Annotated in this window: 14 protein-coding genes and 4 tRNA genes; 13 read left to right on the top strand and 5 right to left on the bottom strand. The window is 40.7% G+C overall.

Annotated features, from left to right (window positions below; genetic code table 11):
- The first annotated feature begins 329 nt into the window (after window positions 1-329).
- From GLIP_RS01300 to GLIP_RS01325, 6 genes are all read left to right on the top strand, one after another.
- The gene (locus tag GLIP_RS01300) at window positions 330-3479 is read left to right on the top strand and encodes a S8 family serine peptidase (protein ID WP_008842735.1); all 3150 of its coding nucleotides are present in this window, start codon (window positions 330-332) and stop codon (window positions 3477-3479) included.
- A gap of 264 nt (window positions 3480-3743) precedes the next feature.
- A tRNA-Met gene (locus GLIP_RS01305) sits at window positions 3744-3820 on the top strand.
- 24 nt (window positions 3821-3844) lie between these two features.
- A tRNA-Leu gene (locus tag GLIP_RS01310) sits at window positions 3845-3929 on the top strand.
- Between the two features lie 7 nt (window positions 3930-3936).
- Window positions 3937-4011: transfer RNA gene (locus GLIP_RS01315), tRNA-Gln, on the top strand.
- 39 nt (window positions 4012-4050) lie between these two features.
- Window positions 4051-4125, top strand: a tRNA-Gln gene (locus tag GLIP_RS01320).
- A 126-nt stretch (window positions 4126-4251) separates the two neighbouring features.
- Entirely contained in the window at window positions 4252-5709 is a 1458-nt protein-coding gene (locus GLIP_RS01325) for an alanine/glycine:cation symporter family protein (protein WP_008842739.1), read from the top strand.
- A gap of 21 nt (window positions 5710-5730) precedes the next feature.
- Here the strand turns inward: GLIP_RS01325 and GLIP_RS01330 are convergent, their stop codons facing one another.
- The gene (locus GLIP_RS01330; RefSeq protein WP_008842740.1) at window positions 5731-6891 is read right to left on the bottom strand and encodes an FAD-dependent monooxygenase; all 1161 of its coding nucleotides are present in this window, start codon (window positions 6889-6891) and stop codon (window positions 5731-5733) included.
- Window positions 6892-7144: 253 nt separating this feature from the next.
- Between GLIP_RS01330 and miaB the strand changes: the two genes are divergently transcribed.
- From miaB to lnt, 5 genes are read left to right on the top strand one after another with little or no spacing between them, the layout of a single operon-like run.
- Window positions 7145-8587, top strand: a complete 1443-nt coding sequence (miaB, locus tag GLIP_RS01335) for a tRNA (N6-isopentenyl adenosine(37)-C2)-methylthiotransferase MiaB (protein WP_008842741.1) — start codon at window positions 7145-7147, stop codon at window positions 8585-8587.
- 15 nt (window positions 8588-8602) lie between these two features.
- On the top strand, window positions 8603-9649 hold the full coding sequence (locus tag GLIP_RS01340) for a PhoH family protein (RefSeq protein ID WP_008842742.1): 1047 nt from the start codon (window positions 8603-8605) through the stop codon (window positions 9647-9649).
- Window positions 9646-10104, top strand: a complete 459-nt coding sequence (gene ybeY / locus GLIP_RS01345; protein ID WP_008842743.1) for an rRNA maturation RNase YbeY — start codon at window positions 9646-9648, stop codon at window positions 10102-10104. Before GLIP_RS01340 ends, ybeY begins: the two co-directional genes overlap by 4 nt.
- Before the next feature lie 33 nt (window positions 10105-10137).
- Entirely contained in the window at window positions 10138-10998 is an 861-nt protein-coding gene (locus GLIP_RS01350) for an HlyC/CorC family transporter (protein WP_008842744.1), read from the top strand.
- A gap of 13 nt (window positions 10999-11011) precedes the next feature.
- On the top strand, window positions 11012-12520 hold the full coding sequence (lnt, locus tag GLIP_RS01355) for an apolipoprotein N-acyltransferase (protein ID WP_008842745.1): 1509 nt from the start codon (window positions 11012-11014) through the stop codon (window positions 12518-12520).
- A 108-nt stretch (window positions 12521-12628) separates the two neighbouring features.
- Here lnt and greA read toward each other — a convergent pair whose 3' ends face one another.
- From greA to dapB, 4 genes are all read right to left on the bottom strand, one after another.
- Window positions 12629-13105 (bottom strand): transcription elongation factor GreA, encoded by a 477-nt coding sequence (greA, locus tag GLIP_RS01360; protein ID WP_008842746.1) that lies wholly within the window; start codon window positions 13103-13105, stop codon window positions 12629-12631.
- A 128-nt stretch (window positions 13106-13233) separates the two neighbouring features.
- Window positions 13234-16458, bottom strand: a complete 3225-nt coding sequence (carB, locus tag GLIP_RS01365; RefSeq protein WP_008842747.1) for a carbamoyl-phosphate synthase large subunit — start codon at window positions 16456-16458, stop codon at window positions 13234-13236.
- Window positions 16459-16477: 19 nt separating this feature from the next.
- Window positions 16478-17641 (bottom strand): glutamine-hydrolyzing carbamoyl-phosphate synthase small subunit, encoded by a 1164-nt coding sequence (gene carA, locus GLIP_RS01370; protein WP_008842748.1) that lies wholly within the window; start codon window positions 17639-17641, stop codon window positions 16478-16480.
- Window positions 17642-17945: 304 nt separating this feature from the next.
- Window positions 17946-18749, bottom strand: a complete 804-nt coding sequence (gene dapB, locus GLIP_RS01375) for a 4-hydroxy-tetrahydrodipicolinate reductase (RefSeq protein WP_008842749.1) — start codon at window positions 18747-18749, stop codon at window positions 17946-17948.
- Between the two features lie 200 nt (window positions 18750-18949).
- Between dapB and GLIP_RS01380 the strand changes: the two genes are divergently transcribed.
- The gene (locus GLIP_RS01380) at window positions 18950-19477 is read left to right on the top strand and encodes a PH domain-containing protein (protein ID WP_008842750.1); all 528 of its coding nucleotides are present in this window, start codon (window positions 18950-18952) and stop codon (window positions 19475-19477) included.
- Window positions 19470-21020, top strand: coding sequence for a PH domain-containing protein (locus GLIP_RS01385; protein WP_008842751.1), 1551 nt, complete (start codon window positions 19470-19472; stop codon window positions 21018-21020). The genes GLIP_RS01380 and GLIP_RS01385 overlap by 8 nt, the downstream gene beginning before the upstream one ends.
- The last annotated feature ends 15 nt before the right edge of the window (window positions 21021-21035 follow it).

The raw sequence follows: 21035 nt of genomic DNA on the forward strand, positions 1-21035 counted from the left end.
TTGCCTGTCCATTAAAAACTAACTGATTTCTGTATACCATTCGACCAAAACAATGTCAGGGTTTTTAACATATATCAATATGCACTTTTCCTAGTAACAAAAATTATTATATATATCAGTATGCTATATAGAAGGAATGTTTCTTGCTTCTTAAATTTTGCTTAGAAGTTGAGACAATAAAAAATGAAACCATTATTAATTCATCGTTCCCAACCTAAGTTTGGCTAACCAAGTCAAGTTACCAAACCAAAGAAGTTTGGAAAACGTTTCTATACGTATGCAGTATCAAACTGCTCAAAAAAAATTATAAAACAACAAAGGAAAATTCTATGTTACGCAAACAGCTAACTGTACTCGGAACTGGGTGCTTTTTGGCGATGTCTGTACATAGTGCATTGGCATTATCAAATCCAGACCGCAGTTTTGTCACCGCAGATGGTTCTACTTCTCAGACCTCTGCTTCAAAGACACGTTATATAGTTCAATTAAGAGGAGCGCCAGCAGCTAATCGCCCCCTTAAAACGAATCTACCGAACAAAGCAGGTGGTATTCTTAAAAGCGCTAAATATGATGCTAATTCAGCTTCTAATATTGCATACAGGAAAGAATTAGTTAATAAACAAAACAAAATTATGAATGATGTAGGGATTAAAGAAGCTGTATATACCTACGAACATTCTTTTAATGGTTTTGCAGCAAATTTAACTTCCGCACAGGTATCAAAATTGAGGACTAATTCGGAAGTTATAAATATTTGGCCTGATGAAATCCGTGAAATGGACACGTCAAATACGCCATCTTTCTTAGGTCTAACATCACCGGATGGACTTCACACTTTAGGTAATAAAGGTGAAGACATGATCATTGGCGTAGTGGATTCTGGAGTTTGGCCGGAAAACCCTAGTCTAGATGATACCGGTTTTGCTCCAATTCAAGACACTAGACCTGAATGGCCTAATAAAGAAGATGTGTGTGATGTCGGTACTGATCCTTTGTTTGAATGTAATAACAAATTAATCGGTGCTCGTTACTTCAACACGGGTTTTGGACCTGAATCGTTGTTACCGGGTGAATTTGATTCACCACGTGACGCCGACGGTCATGGTACTCATACAATGACAACTGCTGGCGGTAACGAAAGTGTTTCAGCGTCGATACTTGGAGTTGATGTTGGTTTAGTTACCGGCATGGCTCCTAGAGCTCGTGTGGCGGCATATAAAGTCTGTTGGAACGGAAGTGCCCCAGGAAATAGTGGTTGTGCGACTACAGATTCCGTAGCAGCAATTGATGCTGCAGTCGCGGACGGTGTGGATGTTATAAACTTTTCTATAAGCGGCAGTAGAACAGATTTAGTAGACCCAGTTCATGTAGCGTTTTTCAATGCAGCTAGAGGCGGTGTATTTAGTTCGCTTTCTGCTGGTAACTCAGGTCCGGGCGCGCAAACAGTTGCCCACAATGTACCTTGGGTAACTACAGTTGCTGCATCTACTTATGATGGCGATACTGCACTTATTGGTAATACTTTAGAAGTTAGCTACGACGATGTAACTGACGATTTATATTCAGTTCATGGTTCAATTACAGCACCAGTGCCTGAAGAAGGATTATCAGGTCAATTAGTTGCAGCAACTCCTGCCCTAGCATGCGATGATGGGCTCACTAATCCAGCAGAAATTGCTGGAAACATCGCATTGATAGCACGTGGAGTATGTAACTTCAGTATTAAAATACTGAACGCGCAAAATGCTGGTGCAACTGGCGTTGTTGTTTACTCAGATAACCGCGCTCCTACCCCTATGGGTGGTGATGCAACTGGCATTACGATTCCAGGGGTTATGATTACGAATGAAAAAGGCCTTGAATTAGCAGGTCTAGTTGATGAAGTAACTGTTAGCGTTAATATGACCTACGATGCAATTTCTGGAGGAACATCAACAGAAATAGGAAATCAGATTGCAGGATTTTCTTCTCGAGGTGAAAGTTTAGCCACAGCAGACATCATTAAACCTGATATCACAGCGCCAGGTCAGCAGATTCTAGCGGGAACTTCTGGTTCACAAATAGATAGCGGTTTGATGGGTGAAAGCTATGCCTACCTAAGTGGTACGTCAATGTCTTCTCCTCATATTGCTGGACTAGCGGCATTAGTACGTGAAGCAAATCCTACATGGAGCCCTGCTGCGGTTAAATCTGCAATAATGACCACAGCAAGACAAAATCTAACTAAAGAAGATGGAGCAACCGCAGCCGACCCATTTGATTATGGTGCAGGACATGTGGATCCAAACTTCGCTGTCGATCCGGGATTAGTCTACGACGCAAACGAGTTTGACTATTGGGCATTCTTGTGTGGTCAAGGTGAATCAGCATTTACTGAATCAACTTCTGGCTTTAGTTGTGCAGCGTTCGAAAATGCGGGTTATCCAACAGATGCAAGTGATCTGAACATTGCCTCAATCGCTATTGACGAGCTTGCTGGGACACAAACAATCACTCGTTATGTCAATAATGTAAGTGACTTAAATAGTTATGTTGCTAGTGTTGAAGCGCCGTCTGGTATTGATGTAACAGTGAGTGTTCTTGATTGGAACACAGGTACTTTTGTCGATTCAGATGTTATGGGCTTCAGAGAAAGTGATGGTCTAGGCTTATACCAATTGACCTTCAGTAAGAATGCTGATGTTGAGCTTAATGAGTGGACGTTTGGTTCGATTACTTGGAGTGATGGCACACATAATGTTCGCAGTCCAATAGCAATCATGCCAACAGAACCTGTTCGTGTTACAGCTCCTGATGAAATAAACCTTGTTACTACAGGTTCAGCTGCACGTGTCACCTTATCTGCAGAAGTTGGGTATAACGGCAGATTCTATGCACAAGGAATTGGTCTAGATACCTCCACTATCGATGAGGAAACAGGTCTTGGTCAGGTTTACGGTGAATCACATGTCGTATCGCAAGATCCAGATAGTACGTTTGCTTTCCTTGAACCTGGTTTAGCGGTATACATGGTTGATGTACCTGAAGGAACCAGAATTGCGAAATTTGAAATTAATACTGATGATTTGCCAAATCCAGCTATGGATCTAGATCTATACGTTTGGGAGTGTCCTCAGTTTAGCTGCTCTCAAGTGGGCGCAAGCACAAACTTCGATTCCGACGAAACTGTGACTCTAGTAGATCCTACTCCGTTAGCTAATTTAGGTGGATTTGATACTTACCTAGTATTTGTTCATGGTTGGGACATGGCCGGTGAAGGGCCTACTGAAGTTCCACTACATGTATGGACTGTCGATGAGTCTGGTACGACTGGATTGACTGTTAGAGCGTCTTCAAGAGCTGTAGCTGGCCGTACAAGTAGAGTGTATGTGGGAATGTATGGACTACAAGCGGGTGAAAACTACGTTGGTGGTGTTATATATAAAGACGAAAATGGAAATGAGAATGGTCTAACAGTTATTGACGTTGAAGCGCAATAATTAATATTTCATTCGAATAGATTAAAAGCCCGCTTATGCGGGCTTTTTTATGCGAGTCTCTTAACCAACAAATACCGATTAAAGTTTGTTTTAAACGTGAATCTACGTCAAAAGCAAACAAATTGATTAACAAAATATCGATTTACCCTACAAGTTTGTTTAGATATCGAGCAAACGAACAAATCACTTCAAAAAAGGGTTGACGACCTTATCCCATATCAGCATAATACGCGCCACTCCAAAGAGGAGTACCCAAAGATAGATGGCTACGTAGCTCAGCTGGTTAGAGCACATCACTCATAATGATGGGGTCGCAGGTTCGAGTCCCGCCGTAGCCACCAAGTCTTGTTTTAGGACAAGCAACTGCGGAAGTGGTGGAATTGGTAGACACGCTGGATTTAGGTTCCAGTGCTTCACGGCGTGAGAGTTCAAGTCTCTCCTTCCGCACCATTTTTGTTGGGGTATAGCCAAGCGGTAAGGCAGCGGGTTTTGATCCCGCCATTCGTTGGTTCAAATCCAGCTACCCCAGCCAACTTTCTGCGTAATAAGTGCATTTGCACTTATTGCCTTTTGGGGTATAGCCAAGCGGTAAGGCAGCGGGTTTTGATCCCGCCATTCGTTGGTTCAAATCCAGCTACCCCAGCCATATCTAAGCCCAAGATAATTTCTTGGGCTTTTTTATTTGGAAAATTCACCTTCTCCATCCCCTTTACTTGCTAACTAGATCCATTCACACTTAACCTATAAAAATTATAAATTACTAGGAACTAGTGTGATAAATGACATTGTCAATTTTATAAACGATGTATTGTGGAATAAAGGATTAAGCGTTTTATGGGAAACTGATGCCGAACAATCCAGTTTTTATGTCCCAATATTAGCAGTCATGCTGGTGTTTGCAGGTGTGTGGTTCACAGTGAAGTTAGGCTTTCTGCAATTTAGACATTTTGGCCACATGTTCAGCATTATGAAAAACAGTACCAAAAGTGACGCTGCGGGGATAAGTTCATTTCAAGCACTATGTACAAGCCTCTCTGCTCGTGTAGGCACGGGTAATTTAGCGGGTGTCGCTGTCGCTATTTCCTTAGGTGGGTCCGGTGCTATTTTTTGGATGTGGATGATTGCCTTACTCGGTATGGCAACCGGCTTTGCCGAAAGTGTGTTAGGCCAGCTATACAAAGTTAAAGATACTAATGGTGAATTTCGAGGCGGTCCAGCCTATTACATACAACAGGGTTTAAATAAACGCTGGCTAGCTGTCATATTTTCGTTATGTCTATTTCTTGGTTATGGATTTATTTTTAGCGCAGTTCAGGCCAACACCATCACAGACGCTCTCAATCACGCATACGAAATTCCAACTCAATATTCAGGTCTAGTTATTATTCTATTGGCCGGGCTAATCGTTGTTGGTGGGTTGCGAGCAATCGCAAGATTCGCCGAATGGATTGTGCCTTTTATGGCAATTACTTACGTTTTAGTGACACTTACCATTACGATAGTAAATATTGACCTAGTGCCAGCCATGCTGATTGATATTATTAAGTCTGCATTTGGACTTCAAGAAGCCGCAGCTGGTGCATTAGGGGCGGCGATAAAAAATGGTATTCAACGTGGCCTATATTCAAATGAAGCGGGGTCAGGAAGCGTCCCACATGCCGCAGCGGGCGCATCACCTAATCCGAATCACCCAGTATCACAAGGATACGTGCAAATGCTCGGCGTATTTATCGACACTATGGTGCTTTGTACCTGCACAGCTGTCGTTATTTTGTTGGCAGGTGGCTCTAGCGGTGAGCAAATGGAAGGTATTCGCTTGACCCAAGATGCCATGGGCAGTCATTTAGGCAGTTATGGGGGAGATTTTGTGGCAGCAGCGATTAGTCTTTTCGCTTTTACCTCTGTCGTAGCCAACTACGCTTACGGTGAAAGTAATCTGCATATGTTCAAACTAGATAACAAAATTGGCCGATGGGTATATACCACAGGTTATTTGTTGATGATTTTTTGGGGTTCCATGGCTTCACTACCCAAAGTTTGGGCCATGGCCGACATGGCTTTAGGTTTAATGACCTTTATTAATATTATCGCGGTAGTTTGGATGACTCCTACAATAGTTTCGATTAGTCAAGATTACTTTGAGAAGCGCAAAGCAGGCAAAGCACCTGAATACAAAAACGGTGATTGCGTTATTCAAGGAGAAACTGAAAAAGGAATTTGGGGTAAATAAGGTTTTTGGACTGACGCTGCCTTAGGTCAGTCCTAACGCGACTTTCATTACCTGCTTTTTAAGTGGGCCAGCTTTATCCGCTAGCTTTAAACCTGCATTTCGCAACACTTTTAACGGAAAAATGTTGTTACTGAAGGTCGCATAAATTGCATCCATAGTCGACATCATCAATAAGTTTTGTGGCTTACGAATACTTTCATAACGCTTCAATAACGCCGCGACCGAAATGACATCTTTATCCCAACCTTGCATATTATTAAGTAATACCTGTACATCACTAAAGCCTAAATTTACGCCCTGCCCTGCAAGCGGGTTAATAGTGTGTGCTGCATCACCAATTAAGACTGTGTTATTTTTGCAATAACGAGTGGCATGCATTCTGGTTAGCGGGAAACTCGCTACTTGCAGAATGTCGAAATCAGCCAACTTCTGCGGAAAGTTAGCCACGATTTGAGCTTTCAAATTACTATGATTTAGACGTGTTAGTTCACTAATTCTTTCCGCACTGTCGTACCAAACCAATGAAGCAAAATCACCATACAAAGGTAAGAATGCTCTGGGCCCTGAAGGTGTAAATTGTTGCCAGGTTATATTTTGCTGTTGCGAATCAACCATTTTAATATTGATCCCCATCGCATGTTGTTGATACTGCCAACCCTGTGATCCAATTTTCAATAAGTTTCTTATCTGCGAATGGCCTCCGTCAGCTCCAATTAAAACTTTGCTTTCAAATAATTCATCATCCAAAGTTTGAATTGAAATAACCGCACCCTCTGAAACACTTTTTATCGTTTTTTCGGTTACGACAGTAATATTCTGCAACATCTTAATCCGATTAAATAATGCGAGTTGAATTAATCTATTTTCAATAATGAAACCTAGTTGATTTTGATTTAGTTCTGCACAATCAAAACGCGTTAAAGCCTTTTCATCTTCCCATACTTGCATTTGGGTAAATGGACATAGTCGCATTTTTTCAATTTCCGACCAGACTCCCAACGACTCCAACAGCGACTGAGAATGTAAATTGATTGCTGAAACTCGCATGTCAGGTGACTGCTCAGGACTAAAAGGAGATGGCAATACAGATTCAAAAATGACTACGTTTAATCCTTGCTGAGCTAAGCCAATACCTGCTGCAGCACCTACCATTCCACCGCCAACAATCGCTACATCAAACATATTTTTTACGCGCCAAAATATTAGTCATACCTATATCATACTGAAATAACTCACGATTAATCAGCTAATTTAAGAATAAATTCTGCAGTTATAGCTCCGTCATAGTGAAATAGCAGAACAAAGCTAGATTCAATCAACAAAAAACGTTAAAATAAGCGGTTCGATTTAGCTTCTTTTGAAGAAGTTGGTTAGCTTGGGCTGCGCAGAAATACTGCTGGGCTAGTATTCAAAGATTAGGGTTTAGAAACACAATATGAGCAAAAAGTTATACATTAAAACTTGGGGCTGCCAAATGAACGAGTATGATTCGGAAAAAATGGCCGATCTTCTCGATTCGACACACGGTTATGAACTGGCTAATGAAGCTGAAGATGCCGATGTCATATTGCTAAATACCTGTTCTATTCGTGAAAAAGCTCAAGAGAAGGTATTTCATCAGCTTGGCCGCTGGAAAAACTTAAAAAAGCATAAACCCGATTTGATTATTGGTGTGGGTGGTTGTGTTGCATCCCAAGAAGGCAATACCATCCGACAACGTGCGCCTTTTGTAGACGTTATTTTTGGTCCACAAACCTTGCATCGCCTACCCGAGATGATAAACCAAATTAAAAGCGGCTCACAATCAGTCGTAGATGTAAGCTTCCCCGAAATTGAAAAGTTCGATCGCCTACCTGAGCCTCGTGCCGAAGGACCAAGTGCTTTTGTCTCGATTATGGAAGGTTGCTCTAAATACTGTAGCTTTTGTGTTGTACCTTACACTAGAGGTGAGGAAGTAAGTAGACCCGTAGACGATGTACTTCTAGAGGTTGCACAACTTGCCGAGCAAGGAGTTCGCGAAGTCAATCTATTAGGCCAGAACGTCAATGCCTTCAGAGGCCCACATTTTGACGAGTCAATTTGTAATTTTGCCGAATTATTGGAGTTAATCGCCTCAATTGATGGAATTGATCGAATCCGCTACACCACTTCACACCCTGTCGAGTTTACTGAAGACTTGATTGAAGCCTACGCCACTATTCCAGAATTAGTAGATCATCTGCACTTGCCCGTGCAAAGTGGTGCGGATCGCATTTTAAATTTGATGAAACGAGGGCATACAGCGATCGAATATAAATCCAAGATCCGAAAATTAAAGAAAGTCCGCCCTAACCTTTGCATGTCATCTGACTTTATTATTGGATTTCCCGGCGAAACCGATGAAGACTTTCAAGCCACGATGGATCTCATTCAAGCAGTTGATTTTGATTTGAGTTTCAGCTTTATATACAGCGCAAGGCCTGGCACACCAGCGGCAGATTTGCCCGACGATGTTAGTGAAGAAACTAAAAAACAGCGCTTACAGATTTTACAAAACCGAATCAATCAACAGGCGCTAAGAATCGCTAGAAATATGCTAAATACAGAACAACGAATCTTAGTGGAAGGTCCATCAAAGAAAAATCCTATGGAACTTTCTGGTCGTACAGAAAATAATCGAGTGGTAAACTTTGAAGGAACACCCGATATGATCGGTGAATTCATCGATGTCAATATTACCGATGTGTTTGCAAATTCTTTGCGTGGAGACGTTGTCAGACGAGAGAGCGAGATGGGACTTAGAGTAAGCGTCGCACCGAAAGCTATTTTGTCTAAGAAAGCTGCACCAGCGAACGATTTAGGTGTGCAACAATTTTCTCCATCTTCCCTAAACCAGTAAAAGGTAAAATTTAATTTGAGTACAATTGTCAGTAGCGAAGTATTTCTTGAACCCGCCGATAATAAACGTCTTTCGAGTTTATGTGGTCCATTGGATGACAACATTAAACAAATTGAGCGACGTTTAGGTGTAGAGATTACCTATCGCAACAATGAGTTCAAGGTGCTAGGAGATCCTCTGCAAAGTAATGGCGCAGCTGAACTATTAAAATTACTTTATATAGAAACACAGCCTGTAAAAGGAAAGATTCCAATTTTGGAGTCTGACCAAGTTCACTTAGCCATTCAAGAAGCTAAATGCTTAGAACGCGCAGAAGCTGGGCACTACGCCAAAGAAGTGCATATCAAAACACGTAGAGGCGTAATAAAGCCTAGAAACCCTAATCAAAGTAAATATGTATCTAATATTATCAATCACGATATAAGTTTTGGTGTCGGTCCTGCAGGAACGGGGAAAACCTATCTCGCTGTAGCCTGTGCCGTAGATGCTTTGGAGCGACAAGAGATTCGCCGAATATTACTTACTCGTCCAGCAGTTGAAGCTGGCGAAAAACTGGGTTTCTTACCTGGTGATCTTTCGCAAAAGGTTGATCCTTATTTACGTCCTTTATACGACGCGTTGTTTGAAATGTTAGGTTTCGAGAAAGTCGAAAAACTAATTGAACGCAATGTCATTGAAGTAGCACCGCTTGCATATATGCGTGGTAGAACGCTTAATGACGCTTTTATTATCTTGGATGAGAGTCAAAATACCACTGTTGAGCAAATGAAAATGTTTCTGACTCGTATAGGTTTCAATTCTCGCGCTGTAATCACCGGTGATATTACGCAAATCGATTTACCACGAGGAGTGCGGTCTGGATTGCGTCATACAATTGAAGTATTAAAAAATGTTCAAGATATTTCTTTTAATTTTTTCAGTGCCAATGACGTAGTTCGTCACCCGGTTGTTGCACGAATAGTGCAAGCTTATGAAGAATTTGAGTCTGAACAAGAAAAAGCCAAAATAAAAAAACAGGCAGAACAAAACGCCAATATGAAAAACGAGAATGTCTCTAAGTGAAGATTGAAGTTGATATTCAAGTTGCCTGTGAGAACCAAAACCTTCCCTCAGTGGAACAATTTGAAAAATGGGTTGAATTAGCAGCTGCGAGCCAACACATTAAAGAAGCTGAAGTTACCATAAGATTGGTAACCAGCGAAGAAAGCCAAATGCTAAATTTAACTTACCGCGGCAAAGATAAACCAACGAATGTTTTATCATTTCCGTTTGAAGCACCAGCAGAGATTGAACTCAATCTTCTCGGTGATTTAGTTGTTTGTGCAGATATAGTTGAGCAAGAAGCACAACAACAAAACAAGCAGTTATCTCACCATTGGGCACATATGATTGTCCATGGAACGCTACATTTACTCGGGTTTGATCATGAAAACGATGATGAGGCTCATACGATGGAAAGTCTAGAAAGACAGATTTTAACTAAATTAGGCATTGACGATCCCTATCAAGATCATTAAGTATAGTGATCCAAGGAACCAAAAAAAGATATTATGAGCGAAGACAACCCCCACTCTACTAGCGGTTCTACGAATAGAAGCTGGCTAGATAAACTAGTACAAACTTTTAACGCAGAGCCGAAAAGTAAAGAAGCATTAGTTGAAATAATCTCCGATGCTGAGCAGCGCGAGGTTATTGACCCGCAAACCAGAGAGATGATCGAAGGTGTAATGGGCGTCAATGAAATGCGTGTCAGGGATATTATGATCCCAAGGGCACAAATGATGACCATTAATATCGACGAATCAGTCGAAGAATTTTTACCCGTCATGCTCGAGTCTGCCCACTCAAGATTTCCAGTCATAAATGAAGACAAAGATCATATAGAAGGCATCTTATTAGCAAAAGATTTGCTCGCGTATGCATTTATACCGGGAAAAGAGTTTCATCTTAAAGACGTTGTACGCCCCGCAGTGATAGTACCCGAAAGCAAACGTGTTGATGTTCTTCTAAAAGAATTTAGACAGCAACGCTATCATATGGCAATTGTTGTTGATGAATATGGTGGTGTGTCTGGTTTAGTCACCATTGAAGATATTCTTGAGTTGATAGTTGGTGAAATTGAAGATGAACACGATATCGATGAAAATGATACCGATGATATTCGTCCTTTAAATACCTATACCTACTCAGTAAAATCTTTAACCCCAATTGAAGATTTCAATCAGTTCTTCGAAACTCAATACGATGTTGAGCAAGCCGATACGATTGGTGGCATAGTATTAAAAGCGTTTGGTCATATGCCAATGACAGATGATGAAATCGAAATTGACGGCCTGCTATTTAAAATCACAAATTCAGATAAACGCCGTTTATTGCAACTTAAAGTTACCTTACCGAATAAAGAAGATTAAGTAGTAGATAAACATGCTGCATTATTTAGGTGTTATTTTAATAGGTGCATTACTGACGTTCAGTTACGCACCTTTTTCATTTTGGTTTCTAACACCCGTTTTACTTAGCGGATTTTTTTATCTGCTACTTAACACGAATAAAGCAAAATCTGCGTTTAACACTGGTTTTGTATTTGGCTTAGGCTGGTTTGGTGCTGGTATTTCTTGGGTACATGTCAGTATTGCTGATTTTGGTGGGCTACCAATCATAGGCTCAGTCGGCCTCATGGTTTTATTGTGCAGCTTCTTGGCGTTATATCCTGGGCTATTCTGTTATTTTCTTTACCGATTCGTTAAGTTACGTTACTGGCCTTTGCTAGCGCCTTTCATTTGGTTTGTAATTGAGTTCTTACGCAGTTGGCTTCTGACTGGCTTTCCTTGGTTATCGTTAGGCTACAGCCAAATTCAAAGTCCACTGTCTGGTTGGATGCCCGTTATCGGTGAGACAGGTGTCAGTGTCATTTTAATCGCCTTAACGGTGTCAGTTGCACTATCCCTAAAACAAAAATCTTATCTTTCAGTTGTTATGTTACCACTGATTTTCTTTACCGGTGGTTGGGCTCTCAATAAGATTAGCTGGGTGACGCCTGAAGCTAACACAACCTCCATTGCTATGGTACAAGGCAATATCAAACAAGAAATGCGTTGGATGCCTGAACAGGAGGCTCCAACCATGCAAAAGTATATGAATTTAACTAGTCAACATTGGCACAATAAACTCGTTATTTGGCCAGAAGCGGCTGTTCCGCAATTGGAGTCGAGCGCTGAATCATTCTTGTTAAAATTAGATGCACAAGCAGTAGACAGCGATACCGGACTAATCACAGGCATTGTTAATTATGACTATGACTCACGACAGGCGTTTAACAATTTAATTGCTGTAGGGAAATTGTCTCCACAAGACACCCAAGGTCAATATCACTATATGCATGCTAATCGTTATGATAAGCACCACTTGTTACCTATAGGTGAGTTTATTCCCTTTGAAGCCTGGTTACGAAATCTGGCCCCTATTTTTGATTTACCGATGTCATCATTTACTAGAGGTGATTATCTACAACCCAACATAGTTTCAAATGGTATCAACTTAGCGCCAGCCGTTTGTTTCGAGATTGCATTTCCAAGGCAAATATCAGCCAATTTGATGGCAGACACCGATTTTATCATTACTGTCAGCAACGATGCTTGGTTTGGCCGCTCACATGGCCCGGACCAACACTTAGAAATTGCCCAGGTAAGAGCGAAGGAATTTGGTATTCCTGTGTTGCGGGCGACCAACAATGGTATCACTGCGTTTATCGGCCATGACGGCGCTGTAATTAGCCGCTTACCGCAATTTGAAGCGGGGGTGTTATCCGCAGATCTCGCAACCACAACAGGTTTTACCCCATATAGAAAATGGGGGGATTTGCCGTTGTGGCTATTATCACTATTGGCTTTTATTTGGATGATTGTAGATTATTCAAAAAACAAACGGCAATAAAACTTGAAGCATCTTAAATCTGGGAGCAGAAGGTATTAGGTAAGTGGCAATAGCGGCTGAAATATTGGCATTTCAGCCACTAGTATTAAGCGTTTTTAAAAGCGTTATTTATATATATTCGACCTGAGAAATTTCATATTCGACTGTACCAGCCGGAGTCTGAATGGTCACAATGTCGTCTTCTTCTTTTCCAATCAATCCTCGAGCGATAGGCGAGTTAACAGAAATGAGATTGTTCTTAATATCTGATTCGTCGTCGCCGACAATTTTATAGGTTGTTTCTTCGTCTGAATCAAGATTAATAATGGTAACAGTAGCACCAAAGATAACTTTGCCATTATTGGTGATTTTAGTTACATCAATAATTTGTGCATTAGACAATTTGCCTTCTATATCTTGAATACGCCCTTCGCAAAAACTTTGCTGTTCACGTGCAGCATGATATTCAGCATTTTCTTTTAAGTCGCCATGCTCTCTGGCTTCTGCAATAGATTGAATGATCTGTGGACGCTTAACTGATTTAAGTTCATTAAGTTCGACACGCAGCATCTCTGCGCCTTTTGCTGTCATTGGAAATTGATTCATTGATCAACGCTCACTTATATGTGCTTTTGTTTATGTTGAGGTTAATTAACCCGATCTGAAATTAATTAAAAAGTGCGCATCAAATGCGCACTTTTTTACTTAGATATGATTTTTAGTTTACCACAAGTTTAACGTTCTTTAACTCTCAGATGTAAAGATTGTACAGAGTTTACATTGGCACGGTCGTCCGCTTCTTGGGCATTAACCGTGGCAAAAGCAGCATTTAAAGTTGTGGTATAGGTAACTTTATTGAGTAATGCTTCTCGACGAATGTAAACCGAATCATTGATTGCCTTACGTCCTTCAGTGGTATTAACAATATAACAATACTCACCATTTTTTATTGCATCAACAATGTTAGGTCGACCTTCGGTTAGTTTATTGACTACAGAACAAGCAATACCAGCATCATTCAATTGTTTTGCTGTACCTGAGGTAGCTTCTAAACTGAAGCCTTTTTCTATCATGCGTTGGGCAAGCTTAACCACGCGAGTTTTATCATTATGTCGAACTGAGATAAGTGCTTTGCCTTTTTGCGGAATCGGCTCCCCTGCTCCCAAATTGGCTTTAGCGTAGGCTTCTTCAAATGTATCTCCGACACCCATTACTTCGCCCGTTGAGCGCATTTCAGGGCCTAGAAGTGGATCAACACCTTGAAATTTAGCAAACGGTAAAACAACTTCTTTAACAGAATAAAATGGCGGAATAATTTCTTCTGTCACACCTTGTGATGCAAGAGATTGCCCTACCATGGCACGTGCGCCAATTTTTGCCAAAGCCATACCTGTTGCTTTTGAAACAAATGGAACCGTACGGGCAGCACGCGGATTAACTTCAATCAAATACACTTCACCATTTTTCACAGCAAATTGCGTATTCATCAAACCTACAACCCCTAATTCAAGGGCCATATCCTTAACCTGCTTACGCATCACGTCTTGAATTTCTTCACTAAGCGAATATGGCGGTAACGAACAAGCTGAGTCACCTGAATGCACTCCTGCTTGTTCTATGTGTTCCATAATGCCGCCAATCACGACATTTTCACCATCACACATAGCATCGATATCCACTTCAATGGCATCGTCTAAGAAGCGATCAAGTAGGACTGGCGAATCATTAGATACTTTAACAGCTTCTTTTAAATAGCGTTTTAGATCTTTAAGGTCGTAAACGATTTCCATCGCGCGCCCACCTAAAACATAAGAAGGACGTACCACTAGCGGGAAGCCAATTTTTTCAGCTTCGGCCAACGCCTGTTCCATGTTACTCACGGTAGAGTTGGCAGGCTGCTTTAAGTTGAGTTTATTCACCATATGCTGGAATCGTTCGCGATCTTCCGCTCTATCTATCGCATCAGGTGAAGTACCGATAATAGGTACACCAGCGGCTTCAAGCGCTCGCGCCAACTTAAGGGGGGTTTGACCGCCATATTGCACAATCACGCCTTTAGGCTTTTCAATACGTACAATTTCGAGCACGTCCTCAAGTGTAACTGGCTCAAAATACAATCTATCAGAAGTATCGTAATCGGTTGACACAGTCTCAGGGTTACAGTTGACCATAATAGTCTCATAGCCATCTTCTCGCATTGCCAGTGCAGCATGTACACAACAATAATCGAATTCAATACCTTGACCGATTCTATTAGGTCCACCGCCTAACACCATTATCTTATCTTTATCTGATGGATTAGCCTCGCACTCTTCTTCATATGTAGAATACATATAAGCGGTGCTAGTTGAAAACTCAGCCGCACATGTATCGACACGTTTATACACGGGCACAATTTCCATAGAGCGTCTTAATTCACGAACATCGCTCTCTGCAACATTCGTTAATTCAGCTAATCGCGCGTCAGCAAAACCTTTACGTTTCAATTTACGCATTAAGTCTTGATCAATTCCGGTTAAACCGATTTCAGCAACCTGCTTTTCTAGATTAACAAGTTCTTCTATTTGTACTAAATACCAGCGATCAATATTGGTTAACGCAAACACTTGCTCAACGCTCATGCCCATGCGCATCGCATCAGCTATATACCATATGCGTTCGGCACCAGGTTCTCTCAACTCACGAATAATTATATCTTCGCTTTCTGGATCATTAATATCGATGATTGAATCAAGGCCGTTAACCCCGACTTCTAAGCCACGTAAAGCTTTTTGCAACGACTCTTGTTGATTGCGCCCGATGGCCATTACTTCGCCCACAGACTTCATTTGAGTAGTTAAACGATCGTTAGCGCCAGCGAATTTTTCAAAGTTAAAACGTGGGATCTTGGTAACCACATAGTCGATAGCTGGCTCAAATGATGCCGGGGTTAAACCACCGGTAATATCATTGGCTAGTTCATCTAAGGTGTAACCGACTGCTAATTTTGCCGCGACTTTAGCGATAGGAAACCCCGTTGCTTTAGAAGCAAGCGCAGAAGAACGAGATACCCTTGGATTCATTTCGATGATAACCAAGCGGCCAGTTTGTGGGTCAACGCCAAATTGCACATTAGAGCCACCAGTCTCAACACCAATTTCTCTTAACACAGCCATAGCTGCATTACGCATAATTTGGAATTCTTTGTCGGTTAACGTTTGCGCTGGAGCAACGGTAATTGAGTCTCCGGTGTGCACACCCATTGGGTCGAAATTTTCGATAGTACAAACAATAATGCAATTGTCATTCTTATCTCGTACCACTTCCATTTCATATTCTTTCCAACCAATCAAAGACTCATCTATGAGTAATTCACTGGTAGGTGAAAGATCTAATCCGCGACGACATATTTCGTCAAATTCATCTACGTTATAAGCGATACCGCCACCAGAGCCACCCATTGTAAACGATGGACGGATAATACACGGAAATCCAATTCTACTAAGAACGTCATGGGCTTGTTCAATCGTATGTGCAATTTCAGCTCTTGGACAGGCTAGGCCAATTGACTTCATCGCTTTATCAAAACGCTCACGATCTTCGGCTTTATCAATGGCATCAGCAGTTGCGCCAATCATTTCAACAGAATATTCGTCTAATACGCCGTGTTTATTCAAATCTAGAGCACAATTCAGAGCGGTTTGTCCACCCATAGTCGGTAAGATGGCATCTGGACGTTCTTTTTCGATAATACGTTTTACCACTTCCCAGTGAATTGGTTCGATATATGTGGCATCTGCCATATCCGGATCAGTCATTATGGTAGCTGGATTAGAATTAACCAGTATGACTCTATACCCTTCTTCGCGCAGCGCTTTACATGCTTGAGCTCCTGAATAATCGAATTCGCATGCCTGTCCAATTACAATTGGACCTGCGCCCAGAATCAGAATGCTTTTTAAATCAGTACGTTTTGGCATAGTATTCTTTCTCTAAGTATCAAGCTGAAAGTGAATTTGTTGCTGATTTCGACTTTTCTATCAGCTCAATAAAATGGTCAAACAAAGGCGCGGCATCATGTGGACCAGGGCTTGCCTCAGGGTGGCCTTGGAAACTAAATGCTGGCTTATCATTGCGATGTATCCCTTGTAATGACTTATCAAACAAAGAAACATGGGTCACATCTAAATTATCAGGCAAAGACGACTCATCTACCGCAAAACCATGGTTTTGGCTGGTAATCATCACAACATCGCGAGCTAAATCTTTTACTGGATGGTTAGCACCATGATGGCCAAATTTCATCTTTTCAGTTTTTGCACCACTGGCCAGTGCCAATAATTGGTGGCCTAAGCAAATACCGAAGATAGGAATATCTGTGTCCAAAAAGGTTTTTATTGCGCTAATAGCATAATCACATGGCTCTGGATCACCCGGGCCATTAGACAAAAAGATACCATCTGGTTCCATTGCTAAAACGTCTTTAGCTGATGTCGTCGCTGGGACCACCGTTAATCGACAATTTCTATCAACCAACATACGTAATATATTGTGTTTCGCACCAAAATCGTAAGCAACCACATGATATTTACAATTTTGCTTATCTTTTTCATAGCCACTTTCTAGTGACCAAACGCCATCTTGCCAAGGGTAAGCCTTCTCGGTTGTGACGACTTTCGCGAGATCCATTCCCTTTAAACCAGGGAATGCTTTAGCTGCATTTAATGCTTCATCAATTTTTGACTGGCTATCTTCTTGAACGGTAACGATACAGCCCCTTTGCGCACCTTTATCTCTTAAAATACGCGTTAGTCGACGCGTATCAATATCGGCGATACCCAGAATATTGTTATGTTTCAAATAGTCAGAAAGAGATGATTGATTGCGGAAATTACTAGCTAGCAGAGGAAGGTCACGGATAATTAGGCCTTTAGCCCAAATTTTAGTGGACTCAACATCCTCATCATTAGTGCCGGTGTTACCTATATGAGGATAGGTTAATGTAACAATTTGTTCGGCATAGGACGGGTCAGTTAAAATCTCCTGATAGCCAGTCATTGATGTATTGAACACCACTTCACCAACGGAAATACCAGAAGCTCCAATCGATGTGCCTTTGAAAACAGAACCGTCTTCTAGCACCAAAAGAGCAGAAATAGCCAAGTCAACCTCCTAATTAAGGACAACCCAAGGTTTTTTTGCCAGCTAAGCGCCAAAACCCTATAAAAAACGAGTTAAAATTATTATTTCACATCCCGTTTACATTCATTACCACGAGTATTTACGGGAGATAAGACGCTATCATTCCGAAAATTTGGCAAATTCCCGAGATCATACACTAATGGATTAAACAGATCCAATGTAAAGTAGAAAAATTATCAAAATAGGCTTTTCATTCGAAAAACACTAACAAGCCACCAAAAGAACATCTTATTTTGCCGTTTAGTGACCTTAAATTAGCGCTTAATTAGTTAAAGCTAAGTACATCTTGCATTGAGTATAACCCTGCTGGTTTATCAGCTAACCACTTTGCTGCGGCTATAGCACCTTTTGCAAAAGTCAATCTGCTGGACGCTTTATGGGTGATTTCCAAGCGTTCTCCAATATCCGCAAACAACGCTGTATGTTCTCCCACAACATCGCCTGCTCTTACCGTAGCAAACCCAATAGTTTGTTGAGGTCTTTCACCGGTATCGCCTTCTCTGCCATAAACAGCACATTCTTTTAAATCACGACCAAGTTCATCTGCGATGGCTTCTCCGATAGCTACTGCGGTTCCCGATGGAGCATCTTTTTTGAATCTATGATGCGCTTCTAAAATTTCAATATCTGCCGAATGCCCCATAGTTTTGGCCGCTTGACGAACCAAATTCAACATCAAATTGACACCCACACTATAATTAGCCGCAAAAACAACTGGGATTTTACTGGCAGCATATTCAAGGGTTTGTTTTTGTTCAGCATTAAGGCCTGTCGTACCGATTACAATTGCTTTATTGTTTTCTATACACCAGGAAAGATTCTGCTTAAGCATTTCTGGTAAGGTGAAATCGATAACAACATCAATATCTTCAGCTTTTGAATCTAATGACGAAGAAACCAATAGATTTTGTTTTCCAATACCAGCTAATTCACCGGCATCAACGCCGTTCCATTGCGATCCCTCTCGCACGGTAGATGCTTGCAAAGTCACATCTGAATCTAAGCTTGCCGCTTCAATTAAGACGCGCCCCATCCTGCCATTTGCGCCTAAAACACCAATTCCTGTCATTTATTAACTCATTAACCTATACAAAATTTCTATAATTATTGTGCTATATAAACGCAAAAGTTGCAGCAGTAAAAATGCGATAAGTTATATTTGATTGGAAACTTAACTGACACTATTAAGAATTTGTAACCGAATTGGGATTGATTCAAAACTATATTCCTTTACATTAACAACAAATCACTAAACATTAACCAAATATTGTGAATTATCAGATTGTAGAAACCTCGGCATTACCTGACCCAAATGAAATTAACTTCGAATCATTGAATAAGCGCTATAGGCCTTTGGCAATTTGCACAACTTGGCTTTTTGCTCTGTTGTTTATCGCCATTATGACAATCACTCGCTTCCAGCCTTTTATCAACTTGCATACCGATTTATTAGCGATATATCCATACGCTTTTGGCTGCGTGATGATCATCACGTTATTGATAAGTGTTTATTTATTTTTTGCGATTCCATGTAAGAAGTATTGTCTAAAAGAACACGATTTACATTACTGTAGCGGTTTAATTTTTCGCAAAATAATTAGTCAACCGATTTTAAGGATACAACACGTAGAGTTGAAAAGAGGCCCGCTGGAAAGAGCATTTAATTTGGCATCTTTACAAGTATTCAGTGCAGGAGGCTCTTTGCACACCTTTGAAATCCCTGGCTTAGATATGCGTGATTCGCAGAAAATAAGACAATATATTTTAGACCATAAGGATGTTTTAACTGATGGATAAGGATCTCCTAGCGCCAGAAGCATCCAATAATCATTGGCAAAGGTTATCTCCAATTGCAGTGCTGTATTTTGTTGCAAGTGGAATCAAAACCGCTGCTAATAATGCTATTTATTTACTCCCTGCACTTGCAGTAAGTTATTCAACAGCAAAAGAAAGCCCACAACTCTGGATACCCATTGTAATTGCTGTGTTGTGTTTGATAAGTCTTACTTCATTTCTTCAATATGCTTTTTACTCTTTTCGCTTAGCTAACGAAAACATTGAAATTCGATCTGGGGTTTTCTCAAAAACCTATATAAATTTACCTTTCACACGGATTCAAAACGTTACCATTGAACGGCCACTATATTACCGCTTCACTAACACTTGTTGTTTACAGCTGGATACTGCAGGTTCGGCAAAACAAGAAGCGAAAATTGTGGCGTTACCTGTAGATTATGCAGAACGACTTAAACATTCGATTCTCTTAAAAGAAAAACCGGCAACCTCGAAAAGTGCTACAGATTGCGCATCAGAATCGCTGGCGCAAAACGCCCAAGCCGAATATGTGCTCAATACGCGTTCTATCAAAGATTTAGTTATTCACGGTATTACCAATAATAGAGTGTGGATAATCATCGGTGCAATGGCCCCGTTTTATGATGACGTGGCACGTTCTTTAGCTGGGTTTGCTGAACGAGCAGGAATAGATTATCAACATTATTTCGACTCTCAGTCTCAAGCATTTTGGCAAGTAGGTTTAGCTATTATTTCCTTAATATTTGTTGCCATGTTATCGGTAACATTACTGTCTGTAATAGGATCAATTGTTTTATTTTATGATTATTCGCTGGCGAAAACCGACGATAGATATATTCGACGTAGCGGTTTATTTACCAAACAAGAAGTCACGATTAAACGCTCTCGCTTACAAGTCATAGCTCAGAAGCAAGATTGGCTAGACGTGATTTTGGGAAGAATTAATTTAGAACTAAAACAGAATAGTTCAGGGATTCAACAGACTAACGAGTTACAAGATAATCAAAATAAAATACTGGTCCCTTCGGTAACCCACAGTGAAGCTGACATAATCATTCGCGATGCTTTTTCTGACAATAATTTAGGCAAAATTAGCTTTAATGCGATTAGCCCGCGATTTATTTTGCGACAATGTCTTTGGTTAATCCCTCTAAATCTACTATTTAGTTTAATGGCATATTTTAAATCAGGATTGATGGGAATTCTGCTGATTCAAATAATCTGTAGTTTTATTATTTGTTTAATCTATATCCGCTGGAAACGCTGGGGATACGCGAGCGATAACGAATACATCTACATAAGAAAAGGATTATTCGGTGTTGATCATTACTGTTTTCCAAAATTTAAAGTACAACAAACGCAATTTATTCAAAGCAGAATGATGTTGAAACAAGGTTTAGCAAGTATTAATGTTATTATGGCATCAGGTGCACTGCGCATTCCATTTATGCGACAACATGACGCTAAAAGCATACTTGAAAATGTCCTATTTACTGTTTCATTTAAACGAAAATCTTGGATGTAAATTTACTTTGAACGA

Source organism: Aliiglaciecola lipolytica E3 (assembly GCF_000314975.1).
GTDB classification, from domain to species: domain Bacteria; phylum Pseudomonadota; class Gammaproteobacteria; order Enterobacterales; family Alteromonadaceae; genus Aliiglaciecola; species Aliiglaciecola lipolytica.